The 14,939-nt window shown below is 64.6% G+C and carries 18 protein-coding genes; 11 read left to right on the top strand and 7 right to left on the bottom strand.

The genetic code is table 11. The features are described 5' to 3' along the window. Positions 1–2: 2 nt before the first annotated feature. From RFA01S_RS00950 to RFA01S_RS00940, 3 genes are all read left to right on the top strand, one after another. Positions 3–1,754: an ABC transporter permease subunit gene (locus tag RFA01S_RS00950; RefSeq protein ID WP_201010320.1), complete on the top strand. Its 1,752-nt coding sequence runs from the start codon at positions 3–5 to the stop codon at positions 1,752–1,754. Continuing rightward, positions 1,751–3,016: an MDR family MFS transporter gene (locus RFA01S_RS00945; RefSeq protein ID WP_032407729.1), complete on the top strand. Its 1,266-nt coding sequence runs from the start codon at positions 1,751–1,753 to the stop codon at positions 3,014–3,016. The genes RFA01S_RS00950 and RFA01S_RS00945 overlap by 4 nt, the downstream gene beginning before the upstream one ends. Positions 3,017–3,339: 323 nt before the next feature. Then, entirely contained in the window at positions 3,340–4,149 is an 810-nt protein-coding gene (locus RFA01S_RS00940) for a MerR family transcriptional regulator (protein WP_081371240.1), read from the top strand. Between the two features lie 3 nt (positions 4,150–4,152). Here RFA01S_RS00940 and RFA01S_RS00935 read toward each other — a convergent pair whose 3' ends face one another. Further along, a complete protein-coding gene (locus RFA01S_RS00935; protein ID WP_032407982.1) occupies positions 4,153–4,971 on the bottom strand; it encodes a DUF2786 domain-containing protein in 819 nt (272 codons plus the stop codon). A gap of 188 nt (positions 4,972–5,159) precedes the next feature. Here RFA01S_RS00935 and RFA01S_RS00930 point away from each other — a divergent pair, with 188 nt between their 5' ends. Genes RFA01S_RS00930 through RFA01S_RS27620 form a run of 4 tightly spaced genes read left to right on the top strand, consistent with a single transcriptional unit; the run spans position 5,160 to position 8,489 of the window. After that, a complete protein-coding gene (locus tag RFA01S_RS00930; RefSeq protein WP_032370043.1) occupies positions 5,160–6,440 on the top strand; it encodes an ABC transporter substrate-binding protein in 1,281 nt (426 codons plus the stop codon). A 14-nt stretch (positions 6,441–6,454) separates the two neighbouring features. Beyond that, positions 6,455–7,501 (top strand): carbohydrate ABC transporter permease, encoded by a 1,047-nt coding sequence (locus tag RFA01S_RS00925; RefSeq protein WP_174557187.1) that lies wholly within the window; start codon positions 6,455–6,457, stop codon positions 7,499–7,501. Continuing rightward, on the top strand, positions 7,498–8,319 hold the full coding sequence (locus RFA01S_RS00920) for a carbohydrate ABC transporter permease (RefSeq protein WP_032367661.1): 822 nt from the start codon (positions 7,498–7,500) through the stop codon (positions 8,317–8,319). Before RFA01S_RS00925 ends, RFA01S_RS00920 begins: the two co-directional genes overlap by 4 nt. Then, positions 8,316–8,489: a hypothetical protein gene (locus RFA01S_RS27620; RefSeq protein ID WP_169879403.1), complete on the top strand. Its 174-nt coding sequence runs from the start codon at positions 8,316–8,318 to the stop codon at positions 8,487–8,489. Before RFA01S_RS00920 ends, RFA01S_RS27620 begins: the two co-directional genes overlap by 4 nt. Here RFA01S_RS27620 and RFA01S_RS00915 read toward each other — a convergent pair. Further along, positions 8,473–9,357, bottom strand: coding sequence for a LysR family transcriptional regulator (locus RFA01S_RS00915; protein WP_032407937.1), 885 nt, complete (start codon positions 9,355–9,357; stop codon positions 8,473–8,475). The genes RFA01S_RS27620 and RFA01S_RS00915 overlap by 17 nt on opposite strands. After that, complete coding sequence (locus RFA01S_RS00910; RefSeq protein WP_032407936.1) at positions 9,348–9,782, bottom strand: MmcQ/YjbR family DNA-binding protein; 435 nt, start codon at positions 9,780–9,782, stop codon at positions 9,348–9,350. The genes RFA01S_RS00915 and RFA01S_RS00910 overlap by 10 nt, the downstream gene beginning before the upstream one ends. A gap of 108 nt (positions 9,783–9,890) precedes the next feature. Here RFA01S_RS00910 and RFA01S_RS00905 point away from each other — a divergent pair, with 108 nt between their 5' ends. After that, on the top strand, positions 9,891–10,241 hold the full coding sequence (locus tag RFA01S_RS00905) for a nuclear transport factor 2 family protein (protein WP_032407935.1): 351 nt from the start codon (positions 9,891–9,893) through the stop codon (positions 10,239–10,241). Between the two features lie 95 nt (positions 10,242–10,336). On the opposite strand, the gene RFA01S_RS00900 is transcribed toward RFA01S_RS00905, so the two are convergent. Continuing rightward, positions 10,337–11,419, bottom strand: coding sequence for an inositol-3-phosphate synthase (locus RFA01S_RS00900; protein ID WP_027495057.1), 1,083 nt, complete (start codon positions 11,417–11,419; stop codon positions 10,337–10,339). After that, entirely contained in the window at positions 11,412–12,002 is a 591-nt protein-coding gene (locus RFA01S_RS00895; RefSeq protein WP_027495058.1) for a PadR family transcriptional regulator, read from the bottom strand. The genes RFA01S_RS00900 and RFA01S_RS00895 overlap by 8 nt, the downstream gene beginning before the upstream one ends. Positions 12,003–12,199: 197 nt before the next feature. Between RFA01S_RS00895 and RFA01S_RS00890 the strand changes: the two genes are divergently transcribed. The 3 genes from RFA01S_RS00890 to RFA01S_RS00880 are packed head-to-tail and all read left to right on the top strand — an operon-like array spanning position 12,200 to position 13,187. Further along, the gene (locus tag RFA01S_RS00890; RefSeq protein ID WP_238325152.1) at positions 12,200–12,643 is read left to right on the top strand and encodes a phage holin family protein; all 444 of its coding nucleotides are present in this window, start codon (positions 12,200–12,202) and stop codon (positions 12,641–12,643) included. Beyond that, entirely contained in the window at positions 12,640–12,918 is a 279-nt protein-coding gene (locus RFA01S_RS00885; protein ID WP_032407934.1) for a DUF3618 domain-containing protein, read from the top strand. The genes RFA01S_RS00890 and RFA01S_RS00885 overlap by 4 nt, the downstream gene beginning before the upstream one ends. Then, positions 12,915–13,187, top strand: a complete 273-nt coding sequence (locus RFA01S_RS00880; RefSeq protein WP_032367666.1) for a DUF4235 domain-containing protein — start codon at positions 12,915–12,917, stop codon at positions 13,185–13,187. Before RFA01S_RS00885 ends, RFA01S_RS00880 begins: the two co-directional genes overlap by 4 nt. 26 nt (positions 13,188–13,213) lie before the next feature. On the opposite strand, the gene RFA01S_RS00875 is transcribed toward RFA01S_RS00880, so the two are convergent. Then, complete coding sequence (locus RFA01S_RS00875) at positions 13,214–14,056, bottom strand: DUF1707 SHOCT-like domain-containing protein (RefSeq protein WP_032407933.1); 843 nt, start codon at positions 14,054–14,056, stop codon at positions 13,214–13,216. Between the two features lie 24 nt (positions 14,057–14,080). Beyond that, positions 14,081–14,896, bottom strand: a complete 816-nt coding sequence (locus tag RFA01S_RS00870; protein WP_238325151.1) for a DUF1707 SHOCT-like domain-containing protein — start codon at positions 14,894–14,896, stop codon at positions 14,081–14,083. Between the last annotated feature and the right edge of the window lie 43 nt (positions 14,897–14,939).

The raw sequence follows: 14,939 nt of genomic DNA, 5'->3' as shown, positions 1-14,939 counted from the left end.
CAGTGAGAACGACTGTCTCACGGCTGCTCTCGGTGGCTGGCGTCGTACTGCTCGTCGGGATGCTGCCGTGGTTGTCCGACCGAGACCCCGCACTGAGCATTCTGCGGGCACGCTCCGCCGAGCAAGAAGCGACGCCCGAGGCCCTCGCGGCCATCCGCAACGACCTCGGTCTCGACGCCGGGCCGCTACGAACTTTCTGGAACTGGCTCACCGGCCTCGCGTCGGGCAATCCCGGAACATCCTGGAACACCGGCAAACCCGTACTGCCCGGTGCGCTCGAGGCACTGTCCGTCTCGCTGACCCTGATGGGTTTCGCGATGGTCGTCGCGCTCGTGACGGCCGCTCTCGTCGTCCTGCCGAGCATGCGGGCCGGGCTGCGCGGCACGCCGAAACGTACCGGCGGAAGCATTGCGGCCGCGCTGACGTCTCTGCCGGAGTTCCTGCTCGCCTCGGTACTGGTGGTCGTCGGAGCAGTGTGGTTGTCGTTTCCGGCGTACGGGTGGAACGGGCCGGAATATGCGGTGTTGCCCGCACTGGCACTGGGCCTTCCAGCGGGTGGCTTGATCGGTCGCCTCCTCGCCGACGCGGTAGCCGTGACCTTCACCGAGGGATGGGTGATCACGTGGACGGTGGCCGGGTTCTCGCGGCGGCAGATTGCCGTCGCTGTGTTGCGCCGGGCCGTCCCCGGACTCGCGTCGCAGGTCGGTTTGATCATGGTGGCCATGACGGGCGGCGCAGTGGCCGTCGAAAAGGTCTTCGCCATACCGGGATTGGGGCGCTCGACGCTCGGTGACGCGCAGTCGCAGGACCTGCCCGCCCTACAGATCGACATCCTGCTGCTGCTGGCCGTCAGTGCCGCCCTCGGTATCGCGGCGGAACTGTTACGCCGTCTACTGCTCGGCAGCGCACTGCACGAGAAGGCGATGCCAATTCCAGGCGGGGTGTTCCACCCCTCATCGCGTCGGTGGATCGTCCCGATAGCAGCCGCATCGATGCTCGCGGTGATGGTACTGGTGGGGCTGCCACGAGACGGCCAGGTCACCACCCGTGAGAAGTTCGCCCGACCATCGTCGACGTTCCCGTTCGGAACCGACGCGTCCGGCCGCGACTTGCTCGCCCGAGTGGCGGACGGGGCAGTGCGGTCGATCGGCCTGTCGCTGGCAGTCACGCTGGCGGCGTTGTGCGTCGGGGTACTGCTGGGGCTGATTCCCCGAGCGACCCGCGGCCTGGTGGAGGTCACCAATGCCGCACCGCCCGTCGTGACCGGCATCCTCATCGCCGCGATCTGGGGTCCGAGCGCCGGCGGGGCGGCTGTCGCGGTCCTGATCGTGACGTGGGCTCCACTCGCCGCGCACACCGCCGCACTCGTCGACGAGGCGCGAGCACAGCCCTACATCTCCATCTTGCCGACACTCGGTGCCCGCAACGGTCGAATCCTGTTCGGCTCCATCGTTCCCGGCGTGCTGCCGGCCGTGTTCCGGCACGCCATGATCCGCCTTCCCGGTGTCGCTCTGGCACTCGCCGCCCTCGGATTTCTGGGACTCGGTCCGCAACCTCCGACCGCGGATTGGGGACTGATCCTGTCCGACGGGGTAGCCGCCGTCGAGCGAGCACCGTGGGTCGCGGCAGCACCGCTGGCGTCGTTGATCGCGCTGGCCGTCCTCGCCGTCTCCGTCGCCAGCGCGACGTCGGGGCGGGTGAGAACGACCGGTAGCGTTGACGGCAAAGTCGATGCAGGAGGGCGCGTTACATGAGTTCGAGGACCGACAAGTCGCCGACGCGGTGGCGGTGGTCGTTTCTCGTCGACCTCGGGCGCGCCACGCCCACGGTGCGATTGCTGGTTCTCACCCAGATGACGTTCAACATCGGCTTTTTCATGGTGTTGCCGTATCTGTCGGTGCACCTGACTTCCGATCTGGGACTCGGAGCGGCACTCGTCGGCGTCGTCCTCGGTATCCGAACGTTCTCGCAGCAGGGCCTGTTCTTCGTGGGCGGCACCCTCGCCGATCGGTGGGGCATCAAGCCGGTGGTCCTCGTCGGCTGTGTCCTGCGAGTCCTGGGGTTCCTGGGCCTGGCCGCGTTCGATTCTCTCGCCGGTGTCGTCGCCGCGACGGTACTGGTCGGGTTCGCAGCCGCATTGTTCTCTCCCGCAGTCGAATCCGCGATCGCCATCGAAGCAGGCAAAAGCGAACGCACCGGCGGTGCCACCCGGGTTCAGACCTTCGCGCTGTTGTCGGTGTGCAATCAGATCGGATCGTTCACCGGCCCGCTCATCGGATCTCTGCTGTTGCTGGCCGACTTTCGGATCGCATGCCTCACGGCCGCAGTCATTTTCGTCCTCGTCATCGCCGCACACATCAGATGGCTGCCGCGCGAGCCCGGCGAACACCGCGACGATCCGTGGCTCTCGGGCTGGACCGACGTGATCCGAAACCGCACCTTCGTGCTGTTCGCCGTCGCCATGAGCGCGCAGTTGGTGGCCTACAACCAGCTGTATCTGCTGCTCCCCCTCGAGGTCGAACGGGCCTGGGGAACCCAGACGGTACTCGGCTGGTTCTTCGCAATCTCCGCAGTACTCGTCGTCACGACGCAGTTGCCCATCACCCGACGCGTCGCCGCGGTCTCGCCGCGCATCACGCTGCCGATCGGATTTGCCGTCATGGCACTCTCTTTCGCGTTGGTGGCGGTCCTCAGTCCTCTGGAGCTGACGGGGCTCGTCGGCCTGATTCCGGCCGCCCTGTTCGTGCTGCTGCTGGCACTGGGGCAGATGATCGCGATGCCGCAGGCCCGGGACCTCGTCCCCAAGATGGCCGCCGAACGCCGACTCGGTTCGTACTACGGATTCATGGCCTCCCTCGGCGGCATCGGGGTACTCCTCGGCTCGATCGCCGTCGGAGCGGTGATCGACGCGTCACCCGACACCGGCTGGGGAGCAGCAATCCCATGGCTGGTCGCTGCCCTGTTCCCCATCGCCAGTGTCATCGGCCTGCGAATCGTGTTGGCTCGACTCGACTGAGTTGGTTCTGGTGTCGCCGGCTTCTGTCGGCCGCCCGCATTTCCCCGCCCCCTTTCCTCCGCCCCCATCCCGCCGCCCCCATCCCGCCGTCGTCCCCATCCCGCCGTCGTCCCCATCCCGCCGTCGTCCCCATCCCGCCGCCCCCATTTCCCGCAAACGCGCGCGCGTTTGTCATACGCGCGTGGATTCGCCTCGAATTCGGGGCTATTCCGCGCGCACCTGGCGAACGCGCGCGCGTTTGCGGCGGCCGCGGCTACATCCGGCGTCACCCCTCCCCCGGGGAGAGTCGACTCTCCCCCACGGGGAGGGGCGAGAATGTGGGCATGAACGGATTGCTGACGATCGGCGAGTTCTCTCGAATCACGCATCTGTCGGTGAAGACCCTGCGTCGCTATCACGAGTCGGGGCTGCTCGAACCCGCGACGGTCGACGACTACTCGGGCTATCGGTACTACGCCACCGATCAGGTCGGGGTAGCGCAGATCATCGGTCGATTCCGGAAGATGCAGATGCCGGAGCGGGAGGTGCGGGCAATCGTGCAGACACCCGATCCCGATGCCCGCGCTCGACTGATCACCGAGCATCTCACTCGACTCGAGCGTCAGTTGGACGACACCAGATCAGCCGTGACGGCGCTGCGACGATTGCTCGATCCCACTCCGCCCGCGATCGATGTCCGACGAATTCTCACTGAACAGTGTTCTGTCGCAGCCATTTCCGAGGTAGTCGACGCGTCCGACGTGCTGGGCTGGTACTCCGACGCGATGGCCGAGATCGACGCGGTCGTGTCCGACACCACCGGGCCACCGGGCGGGTTGTACGACAACGAACTCTTCACCGACGGGCGGGGTGAGCTGACCGTCTACGTTCCCACCGTCGATGCGCCATCCATCGGCAGAGTTCGGCCGATGACGCTGCCTCCCGTCGAACTCGCGGTGACGGTTCATCACGGACCCCACGACGACATCGACGTCACGTACGGTGCGCTCGGGGTGCACGTGGAGACCAACGGCCTCGCCATTGCGGGGCCGGTTCGCGAGGTCTATGTCGTCGGGCCGCGGGATACCGAGAACTCGGCGCTCTGGCGTACCGACATCGGATGGCCGGTGTTCACGGCATCACCGGCCACGTAGCAGTCAGCGTCCCAGCTGCCGGCTTGCTCCGCCGATCTCTGCGTGGGCACCGATCTTCGCGTTTCGTCCCGCTCGATCTCCGGCCTTGCGTGCGCCCTCAGAGTACCCGGCGTTCGCGCTCTGGCCTCGCCAGTGCCCGCGTGCAGTGGACGTGTGGCGGTAGTAGTCGCGTAGCTCGATCTCCTTGTCTCGCAACACCAGAGCGGTTCCGGCACCGGAGGTCTCCTGTGCGATGGCCTTGGCCTCGGTGTCCTTCTTGACCTCCGCGAGCCGTTGACCGATGCGCGACGCGAATGCCGTCTGAAAGTTCAGACGCGCCGTCACGGCGGCGACGGGCACTTCCTCGCGTCGGGTGTAGCGGCGACGATTCTTGACCTCGGTGACGGTGCGGATGGCCGTCTCGGATTTGTAGGCACCCGACTTGATGTACGCGTCGGACGCTCGGACCATCTGAATCAGCAAAGAGGAGTACAGGGCCTCGGTGGTCTCGATGTCCGAGTCGAAACCGTAGGCGAACACCTGCGTCGACGATCTGGCGACGTCGCACTGCACATCGTTTGCGTGGGCGATGGCGACGAACAGTTGAACGTAGGTCTTGAGTCCACGCTTGCCCGGTTCACCGATGGGGATGACCTTCTGAGTCGGCGTCGCCTGCCGTTCGCGGGATGCGCTGTGCGAACGCGCCACCGCCAGATCCACCGACGCCGACGTGGCCAAACGCTGCGCGGCCTCCATGAAGGCCTCGGCCTCGTGGGGGTTGTCGGTGGACTCCGCCTGACGCAGCAATCCGCCGATTCGCGTCAGCATCTTGTCCGAACTCATGAGCGAAAGGGTACCGGGCACCTCCGACACGTCCGGGTTGACCGATTCAGGAACTCGATAATGACCCCTGCGCGGTGAGTTGTGTGCCACAGTACCCATCGACATATGTGTCGGGGGAGCATCACAGCACGATTCTGCGTGCCCATCTCCGGGCGCATACCACCGCGTAGAAGTAAGTGGAGAAAACAATGGCGTCTTTGATCACGAAGGTGGCAGTGGTTGCGACAGCAGCCACGCTGCTGACGCTCACCGGATGTTCGAGCGACAGCGGTTCGAGCGGCGATTCGGGTGCTGCATCCGAAAATGCCGACGGCCGTGGACCTATCACCTATGTAGAGGGCCAGGACACCACCGAGACCGGTGTCGTCCAGCAGATCATCTCGGAGTGGAACGCCGCCAACCCCGATCAGCAGGTCACCTTCAAGGAGCAGTCCGCCGACGCCGATCAGGCCCACGACGACTTCGTTCAGCAGCTCCAGGCGCAGCAGAGCGACTACGACGTCATGGCACTCGACGTCGTCTGGACCGCCGAGTTCGCGGCCAAGGGCTGGCTCGTGCCGCTCGAGGGCGAATTCGCACTCGACAACGCAGGCGTTCTGCCCGCGACTGTCGCGAGCGCTACCTACAACGGCAAGCAGTACGCCGCACCGAAGAACACCAACGGCGGACTGCTCTACTACCGCAGTGATCTGCTCCCCGAAGCGCCCACCACCTGGGCCGAGCTCACCGAGGACTGCCAGGTCGCTCGCGACAACAACATCGACTGCTACGCAGGGCAATTCGCCCCCTACGAGGGTCTGACGGCCAACGCGTCGGAGATCATCAACGCGCACGGCGGATCGATCGTCGGCGAAGACGGCAAGACCCCCACCGTCAACAGCCCGGAAGCCAAGGCCGGGCTGCAGACTCTGGTCACCGCGTTCGAGACCGGCGTCATCCCGGCCCAGGACACCACGTTCAAGGAGTCCGACAGCCAGCAGGCGTTCCAGGACGGAAAGACGCTGTTCCTGCGCAACTGGCCGTACGTCTACGGCACCGCCGCAGAAGAAGGTTCGGCTGTGGTCGGAAAGTACGCGGTCGCACCGCTTCCCGGCGTCACCGGAGTGGGCACCTCGACGCTCGGCGGATACAACGCCGCGATCAGCGCGTACTCCGAGAACAAGGCAACTGCTGCCGACTTCCTGCGCTTCATGCAGGGCGAGAAGGCGCAGCGCATCATCGCCGAGGGTGCTTTGCCGCCCGTGCTCTCCTCGCTGTACGACGATCCCGCACTGATCGCCGCGATGCCGTACCTTCCCGCATTGAAGGCATCCATCGAGAACGCAGTTCCGCGCCCCGTCACCCCGTTCTACCCGGCCGTCTCGAAGGCCGTGCAGGACAACGTCTCTGCCGCCATCAAGGGTGAGAAGAGCGTCGACCAGGCGATCACGGACATGCAGGCCGGTATCGAAACCGCCGGCGCCAACTGATTTCGGGAGAACCAATGGCTGTACCTGCTGGTGTGACCAGTGGGGCCGCCGCAACCACCGCGGCCGGGGGCTCGTCCCCCGGCCGCGGTCGGCATGTGCGGTCCAAGAACAAGCGGTTCGGCCTGACGCAGGGTCGGGCCTGGCTGTTGATCGCACCGACGATGGTGATCCTCGCGATCGTCATCGTCTACCCGGTGATCCGAGCCCTGGTGATGTCCTTCTCCAAGGATCCCGGTCTCGATCCCGCCACCGGCATGTTCGTCACCGGTGGATCTGCCGGCTTCGACAACTACACGCACTGGATCCTGCAGCAATGCACCTCGGCGTCGGGCACATCGGTGCCCTGCCCGCCGGGAACGCTGGGGTCGCAGTTCTGGGGCGCCGTCGGAAACACCGCGTTCTTCACGGTCGTCACGGTGTCCATCGAGGTGGTCATCGGCTTCGGAATGGCCGTCATCATGGGTAAGACCTTCGCCGGACGCGCCCTGTTGCGCGCGGCAATCCTGATCCCCTGGGCGATCCCGACGGCGGTCACGGCCAAGCTCTGGTACTTCATCTTCGCGTACGACGGCATCGCCAATCGCATTCTGGGAACGAACATTCTGTGGACCGGTGACGCGTGGCCCGCTCGTTTCGCCGTCATCATCGCCGACGTGTGGAAGACGACGCCGTTCATGGCGCTGTTGATTCTGGCCGGGTTGCAGATGATTCCCGCCGACGTCTACGAGGCGGCTCGCGTCGACGGGGCGTCGGCGTGGCAGCGGTTCACCAAGATCACACTGCCGTTGGTCAAGCCCGCGTTGATGGTGGCAATTCTGTTCCGCACCATGGACGCGCTGCGTATGTACGACTTGCCGGCCATCCTCACCGAGGGCAATCCCGCCACCCGGACCATCTCGATCCTGGTGGTGGATCAGATTCGGCAGGGATTCAACAGCGCTGCCTCGCTGTCGACGATCTCGTTCATCATGATCTTCGTCGTGGCGTTCATCCTGGTGAAGTTTCTCGGTGCCAATGCCGTTGCCACTCAGGACAATCAGCGCAAGGGGCCCGGCCGATGAAGCAAGCTCGCATCTATCTCGGCGTCGTCGTCATTCTCGTCTGGGGACTGGCACCGTTCTATTGGATGGTCGTCACCGCATTCCGCGACCCGCGCTACACCTTCGACACGACGCCGTGGCCGACGCACGTCACGTGGGAGAACTTCGAGAACGCGTTGTCGACGGCGAACGGCAACAACTTCCTGCGTGCGGTGGGCAACAGTCTGATCGTGGGCGGCGCGACCACTCTGATCGCGTTGGTCATCGGCATCTTCACCGCATACGCACTCTCGCGCATCGACTTTCGCTTCAAGTACGTGGTGACGGGCATCATCCTGGGTGCGTCGATGTTCCCCGTCGTCGCATTGGTGACCCCGCTGTTCCAGTTCTTCACCAACATCGGCTGGATCGGCAGCTACCAGGCGATGGTCATCCCGAACATCTCGTTCGTCCTACCGCTGACGATCTATACGTTGGCGGCGTTCTTCGCCGAATTGCCCTGGGAGCTCGAAGAAGCCGCGCGGATCGACGGTGCCGGACGATTCCAGGCATTCCGCCTGGTGATGCTCCCGCTCGCCGCGCCTGCCTTGTTCACCACCGCGATTCTCGCGTTCATCGCCGCAGTGAACGAGTACCTGCTGGCCAGTCAGCTCTCTAGTGACAAGACCGAACCGGTGACCGTGGCCATCGCGCGGTTCACCGGCAACGATCCGCTCGTGGTGCCGTATGCCGCGATCATGGCCGCGGGCACCATCGTTGCGATTCCACTGGTGATCATGGTGCTGCTGTTCCAGCGCCGCATCATCTCCGGACTGACGGCGGGCGGCGTCAAGTCGTGACGGCGCAGGACCACCTGCAGTTGTTGGCAGGCATTCTGGGGTTCTTCGCGCTGGTCGCTCTCGGCTTCGCCGTAGCCGGGATCATCGGAGGTGATCCCGGCGTGCTGCCGTCTGTGGCGTTGCTCGGTCTGCTGGTGGCACTGTGGTTCGTCGTCAAGAAGATTCGCTGAAACTCGTCGTCGCCACGGACACCAGTTCGGCGAGTGCCGGACTCATCGCGCTGCGCCACACCAGGGCCAGCAGGGCGGCGGTGTGCGAGTCGGTCAGCTCGACCGCGACGAGCCGGTCGCCGTAGAACTCGGCCATCGATCGGCTGAGGATCCCAACGCCCAGACCGCGAGCTGCGAGGTCGGCCACCGCGTCAGGTGCGCTGGCCTGCAACGCAATCGATGGTGACAGACCTACCCCGGCGCAGTCTTTGTCGAACACCGCACGAATGCCGGTGCCCAGCGGTAGTGCGATGATCGGGTGTTCGCACACTCGGCTCAGCGTTGCCTCTCGCCGCCCTGCCAGCGGATGCTCCGCCGGCACGGTTGCGACGATCCGCTCGTCGATCACCACCATCGATTCGAGTCCGGCGGGGGTCCGAGAAGCGAGACCGACCAACGCAAGATCGATCTCGCCGGATCGAACATCCGCGACGAGATCGTCCGAAGTACCCTCGCGCAAAGCAATGTCGACGCCGGGATGGGCCGCGTGGAAGCCCGCCAACGCGTCGAACAGTGGGGGAACGGTGCAGGCGGTGACCATACCGACGCTCAGTGAGCCGCGCAGTAGGCCCGTCACATCGTCGACGGATTGTTTGACGGATCCGGCCGCGGCGAGTGTCGCGCGGGCCTGCGGCAACGCCGCCTGGCCGGCTGTGGTCAAAGTGGCTGTGCCACCGGATCTGTCGATCAGCTCGGCACCGAGTTCGCGCTCGAGCGCCCTGATCTGCGCGCTGACCCCCGATTGGCTGATGTGAACGCGGGCGGCAGCGCGGGTGAAGTTCGCTTCCTCGGCCACCGCGACGAAATACTCGAGCTGCCTCAGTTCCATTGCTGTACTCCCAGATCGGGACCTTCGCCGGCGTCGAGTCGGGCTATCGCGCGCTTCGGCGCGGTGACGCGGTAGCTGCAGTCGATCAGTTCGGCGGCTTCGGCCCAGACATCGCTGTCGGCCTTGTCTTTGCGGTCACTGCTCAGGTCGAATCCCACCCAGCCTGCGGGTCCGAGGTAGGCGGGATGGAAGTAGCGCGGCTCGAGTTCGCAGGCTCGCTGCTCCTCGGCGCTCTCGCATTTGACGAGGATCGACAGATCGAACTGATCGCCGCCTTTGACGCCGCCGCCGAAGTAGACGAACACCGAGGTCGTGCGGAAGGTCGGCCTGCCGTGCGAAACCTTCTCGGTCACGTCGGGGTACGCGAACGCCAGAGCGCGAACGCGTTCGAGAATCGGATGCTTCGAGGTGGGATCGATGGCCACGCGAGAACGATAGCGCGTAGCGTCTAGCTGCGGCTATGAGTAAAAGTTCTGGTGATGATCGGAACCAACTGTTGGACTTCTGACTGCGCCGGTTCGAGACTCGAATCCATGACACAGACACCCGCACAAATTGCAGCGACCTACTTCGAGGCCTGGAAGTCGAAGGACTTCGACACTCTGGCGTCGATCCTGCACGAAGACGCCACGTTTCGCGGGCCACTGGGCACCGCCGACAGCGGCGAAGAATGCGTCGCCGGGTTGAAGGGAATGTCGCAGATCGTCACCGACATCGACATCGCGCACGTCTTCGTCGATGGCCCGAACGTGCTGACGTGGTTCGAGCTGCACACATTGATAGCACCCCCTGCCCCCACCGCGAACTGGCAACGAATCGAGAACGGCAAAATCACCGAAATCAGGGTGACATTCGACCCTCGCGCCATCGTCGAGGCGGGATAGCCGAACGCCCGCCGGTACTCAATGTGACATTTGGTGGCCTTTTGGGGGGTCAATGTCACGTTGAGTGGACCGGCGGGCGTCAGTGCCGCAGAGAGTTACGCGTCGATGATGAAGGCTTCGAGCTGCTCGCGAGCGACGTCGTCGGCCAGCTGCTTCGGCGGGCTTTTCATCAGGTAAGCGGAAGCCGGGATGACCGGTCCACCGATGCCGCGGTCCTTGGCGATTTTCGCGGCGCGGACTGCGTCGATGATGACGCCGGCAGAGTTGGGCGAGTCCCAGACCTCGAGCTTGTATTCGAGGCTCAGGGGAACGTCACCGAAGGCGCGGCCTTCGAGGCGGACGTAGGCCCACTTGCGGTCGTCGAGCCAGCCGACGTGGTCGGACGGTCCGATGTGGACGTCCTTGGCGTTGAATTCCTTCTGCAGGTTCGACGTGACGGCCTGGGTCTTGGAGATCTTCTTCGACTCGAGGCGGGTGCGCTCGAGCATGTTGAGGAAGTCCATGTTGCCGCCGACGTTGAGCTGCATGGTGCGGTCGAGCTGCACGCCGCGGTCTTCGAACAGCTTCGCCATGACACGGTGGGTGATGGTGGCACCGACCTGGCTCTTGATGTCGTCGCCGACGATGGGGACGCCAGCGTCCTCGAACTTCTTGGCCCAGACGGGGTCGGAGGCGATGAAGACGGGGAGGGCGTTGACGAAGGCGACGCCTGCGTCGATGGCGGCCTGTGCGTAGAACTTGTCGGCTTCTTCGGATCCGACGGGGAGGTAGGACACGAGGACGTCGACCTTGGCGTCACGCAGTGCCTGTGCGACGTCGACTGCTTCGCCGTCGGCCTCGGTGATGGTCTCGCGGTAGTACTTTCCGAGGCCGTCGAGGGTCGGTCCGCGCAGGACGTGGACGTCCTTCGGGGGCACGTCGGCGATTTTGATGGTGTTGTTCTCGCTGGAGAAGATGGCCTCGGAGAGGTCGAAGCCGACCTTCTTGGCGTCGACGTCGAACGCGGCGACGAACTCGACGTCGCGGACGTGGTACTTGCCGAACATGACGTGCATCAGGCCGGGAACGGTGGCGTTCTCGTCTGCGTCCTTGTAGTACTCGACACCCTGGACCAGGGATGAGGCGCAGTTGCCCACACCCACAATGGCCACGCGGATTGCGTTGTTGTTCTCACCCATGGTCGGGTTCTCCTTCTGTCTTGACTGTCCTGTTTGGTGCTGTGTGGGACGGTGCTGGGTTGGGGGCGGCTTGCTCGGCTGCGATGACTTCGTTGAGCCAGCGCACCTCGCGTTCGCTCGATTCGAGACCGAGCTGGTGGAGTTGCCGGGTGTAGCGGTCGAGCGTTCCGTTCGCCTTGGCCACAGCGTCGCGGAGGCCTTCTCGGCGCTCCTCGACCTGGCGTCGTCTGCCTTCGAGAATGCGGACCCGAGCTTCTGCCGGGGTTCGACTGAAGAAGGCCAGATGTACGCCGAATCCGTCGTCGGTGTAGTTCTGCGGTCCGGTGTCGGCCACCAGTTCGGCAAATCGTTCCCTGCCGAGGGGAGTGAGCACGTACACCCGCTTTGCTCGTCTTTTCACGAGCAGTTCGGGACCGGCGTCCTCGGCGATGAGCCCGTCGGTTTGTAGTCGACGGAGCGCCGGGTACAGCGATCCGTACGAAAACGCACGAAATGCTCCGAGCAGGCCGGTCAGCCGCTTGCGAAGCTCGTAACCGTGCATGGGTGATTCGAGAAGTAGTCCGAGAATTGCGAGCTCGAGCATGCAACTCCCCCTTCTCGAATCCAACGATCACATCCTGGCGATGCGATGAGCCACACTATCGGAGAATGTATCGCGCCGATACATGAAGTGACAAACCAATGGCCGGTTACATCGCGCGAATCGGCATTTGTGGGCGTGTTTTTCGGGGTCCTTCGCGGGTATCGACACAGGACGGCACTACATCGAAGGAGCGCATCATGCACGAATACGATCAACCGCCCCCGCTGTCGAACGGCGAGTCCGAGCGCGGTTCCCACGTGGCGGACCTGTCGACGGTGCAGCTGATCGAGCGACTGACTACTCAGGTCTCGACGCTCGTCCGGACCGAGATCGACGCCGGACTCGCCGAAGTCAAGAGCAAGGGAAGCTGCCTCGGGGTAGGCGTCGGAATCTCCGGCGCGGGTGCGCTGCTGCTGTTCCTCGGGCTCGCCACCTTGATCGCTACCGCAGTGCTCGGACTGGCGACAGTGCTGTCCGCATGGCTCGCAGCGCTGATCGTCGCGATCGTGGTGCTGGCGATCGGGGGCATCCTGGCCGCAGTCGGCGCGTCCCGGGCCAAGAAAGCCTTGCCACCGATTCCCGAGGACACCGCAGCACGTATCGGCGACGACATCACCGCGGTGAAGGAAGGAATCCGATGACCGACACACCGGCCCACAGCGTTCCCGGCAACTCCGATCAGCCGCCCGGCATCGAGGAGCAGCGTTCCGAACTGGCCGACACCGTCGCCGCTCTCGCGGCCAAAGCCGACATCCCCACCCGAGTGGGCAACGAGGCCTCTCGTCAGGCGACACGTGCCTCCGATGCGGTGCGCAGTAGGCCCGGCACTGCCGCTGGGGCCGTGGGCTTCGTGGTGACCGCAGTGTTGGTGACGGTTCTTCTTCGTCGCCGACGTACGAGAAAGGTATTTCGATGAGTGCAGTATCGAAGGCGTTCTACAGACCGATGTCGTTGGCGACGAGTGTGCTCGGCGGGCTGGCGGCCGGCGCGGTGTTCAAGCAGGTGTGGAAGCACGTCGGCGACGACGATGCGGCGGCCCCCGACCCGAAGGATCTGAGTCGCTCCGTCCGAGAGGTGCTGATCGCGGCAGCTGTCCACGGTGCGGTGTTCGGCGTCGTCAAGGCCGCAGTCGACAGGGCAGGGGCAACCGGTTACCGCGCCATCACGCACGAGAGCCCGAAGTAGCCGACACGCAACATGATTCGCGGAGTCTAGCGGCTTACCGAGACGATGTTGCCCGCGAAGTCCGCTTCGACTCGGCCACCCTGGTCGTCGTCGTTGTGTGCGGTGATCGAGATGCGCTGCTCACCGCGGGAGTCGGTGATCATGACGTATTCGACGGCGGCGTCCGGGACCCCGACGGCGTCGGGCGTTCCCGCGACGAGGCCAGCCAGAACCGCGGAATCGATTGTGGCCCAGTCGAAGAGCGCCTCTTGTTCCTCGGGCGGCTCGGTCTCGTGATACACCTCGAACCCACCGGAGACGAACACGCGCTCTCGTCTGCCCTCTGCCGTCGGGCGATAGACGTCGGCACGGTTGCCGTCCATCTGAATGAACACCTCGAGAACCTGCGAACTGCCGAAACGTTGCACGTAGCGTTCTCGGAAATCGTCGAGTCCGGCAGCCGTGTCGAAAACGAACGGGCGGGCGACTATCGGGGTGACATCGACCGGCAGGTCCATTGGCACGGTGGGGGTCACGCTGCGCGTCGTCGTGGACGCGACGACGGCAGCAGTCGGAACCGGTTCTTCGCCGGTCCTGGTCGACAGAAACACCACCAGCCCTACAGTCACGATGACGACCGAGCCGAGTGCCAGCAGTAGCCGGTTCTTCGGTTCGGATGTTCGCGGCGGTGGTTCCGGAAGGTCGATGTCGAGTTGTAGGTCGGAGACCAGGCGTCGCAGATCGCGCAGGGTGATGGCCACCCGCGCACGTTCGCTGCGTAGGCGGTGCTCGTCGAAGGTGAGCTGGCCGTCGGCGTATGCGGAATCCAGAACGGTGGCGGTCAGCGCGCGGTCGATGTCACGGGCGCGAAAATCGGGTCGTGGTGCCATCCTGCGGCCTCCTTTCCGGACACATCAGCCGAACGAAAACGGCGTGACACGCAGGAGGTTGCCTGCGGGATCGAACAGGAGAGTTCCGCTTTCGTGGTCGGTGTTGTCGGCGGAGACGGAAATTTGCGGACCGTTGTCGCTGCCGTGGAAGCTCACGTTGTAGCTGTCGATGCGACTCACGTTCAAGCTCTCGCGGGCACCGGCGATGATCCCCGCTGCCTTCGTCAGATCGACCGTCGCCAGGTCGATCTGAGGTTCGTCGAAGTCGCGGGTGCTCGAGAAATTGTCGTCGTAGTCGCCGATCACGCCGTTCCGATAGGTGTAGCTGACCTGCTTCTGTGGCACCCCGGGTGCAGGTGCCGAAATGACGGCGTAGTCCTCGTACAGCCCGAGTCTGTCGACCACCGACGTGCCGATCTTCTGTTGCAGTGCATCGACGATATCCACGACGACTGCAGGATTCTTGTACCCGGCCGACCCGAGACCCGATTCGGGGTCATTGGTGTTCGAGCACGCGCGAATGCCGAATGTGAGCGCCACGAGTGCGGCAACGGCAGGGACCGCGACGGCCATGAAGCCCAGGCGTGAGCCCTTTGCCGTCGTGATCGGATGCGCGAACTCGATCGGGTCGGCCATCGGCGGCAGATCGGTGTCGTTCTGAAGGTCCTCGATGAGGGCGTGCAGATCGGCGATCGTGTCGGCTTCCTTCGCCAGATCGATCCTTGCGGCGTGCTCGAAATCGGACAGCTGGCCATCGGCGAGTGCTTCGTCCAACGTGGCGCAAGTATCGGTGCGATCCACATCACGCGCTCGCGTACTGGGTGACAGTCGCGTCGGCACAGGTGGAGCATAGTTTCTCGGCCCAGGAATGGGGGTCGATCGT

The sequence above is a fragment of the Rhodococcoides fascians NBRC 12155 = LMG 3623 genome, assembly GCF_001894785.1.
Taxonomy (GTDB): domain Bacteria; phylum Actinomycetota; class Actinomycetes; order Mycobacteriales; family Mycobacteriaceae; genus Rhodococcoides; species Rhodococcoides fascians.
This window is presented reverse-complemented; position numbering and strand designations above follow the sequence as displayed.

Excerpts from the sequence above, each read along its gene's own strand:
- RFA01S_RS00945 (WP_032407729.1), top strand. The coding sequence starts at position 1,751 with ATGAGTTCGAGGACCGACAAGTCGCCGACGCGGTGGCGGTGGTCGTTT.
- RFA01S_RS00940 (WP_081371240.1), top strand. The coding sequence starts at position 3,340 with ATGAACGGATTGCTGACGATCGGCGAGTTCTCTCGAATCACGCATCTG.
- RFA01S_RS00935 (WP_032407982.1), bottom strand. The coding sequence starts at position 4,971 with ATGAGTTCGGACAAGATGCTGACGCGAATCGGCGGATTGCTGCGTCAG.
- RFA01S_RS00930 (WP_032370043.1), top strand. The coding sequence starts at position 5,160 with ATGGCGTCTTTGATCACGAAGGTGGCAGTGGTTGCGACAGCAGCCACG.
- RFA01S_RS00925 (WP_174557187.1), top strand. The coding sequence starts at position 6,455 with ATGGCTGTACCTGCTGGTGTGACCAGTGGGGCCGCCGCAACCACCGCG.
- RFA01S_RS00920 (WP_032367661.1), top strand. The coding sequence starts at position 7,498 with ATGAAGCAAGCTCGCATCTATCTCGGCGTCGTCGTCATTCTCGTCTGG.
- RFA01S_RS00915 (WP_032407937.1), bottom strand. The coding sequence starts at position 9,357 with ATGGAACTGAGGCAGCTCGAGTATTTCGTCGCGGTGGCCGAGGAAGCG.
- RFA01S_RS00905 (WP_032407935.1), top strand. The coding sequence starts at position 9,891 with ATGACACAGACACCCGCACAAATTGCAGCGACCTACTTCGAGGCCTGG.
- RFA01S_RS00900 (WP_027495057.1), bottom strand. The coding sequence starts at position 11,419 with ATGGGTGAGAACAACAACGCAATCCGCGTGGCCATTGTGGGTGTGGGC.
- RFA01S_RS00895 (WP_027495058.1), bottom strand. The coding sequence starts at position 12,002 with ATGCTCGAGCTCGCAATTCTCGGACTACTTCTCGAATCACCCATGCAC.
- RFA01S_RS00890 (WP_238325152.1), top strand. The coding sequence starts at position 12,200 with ATGCACGAATACGATCAACCGCCCCCGCTGTCGAACGGCGAGTCCGAG.
- RFA01S_RS00885 (WP_032407934.1), top strand. The coding sequence starts at position 12,640 with ATGACCGACACACCGGCCCACAGCGTTCCCGGCAACTCCGATCAGCCG.
- RFA01S_RS00880 (WP_032367666.1), top strand. The coding sequence starts at position 12,915 with ATGAGTGCAGTATCGAAGGCGTTCTACAGACCGATGTCGTTGGCGACG.
- RFA01S_RS00875 (WP_032407933.1), bottom strand. The coding sequence starts at position 14,056 with ATGGCACCACGACCCGATTTTCGCGCCCGTGACATCGACCGCGCGCTG.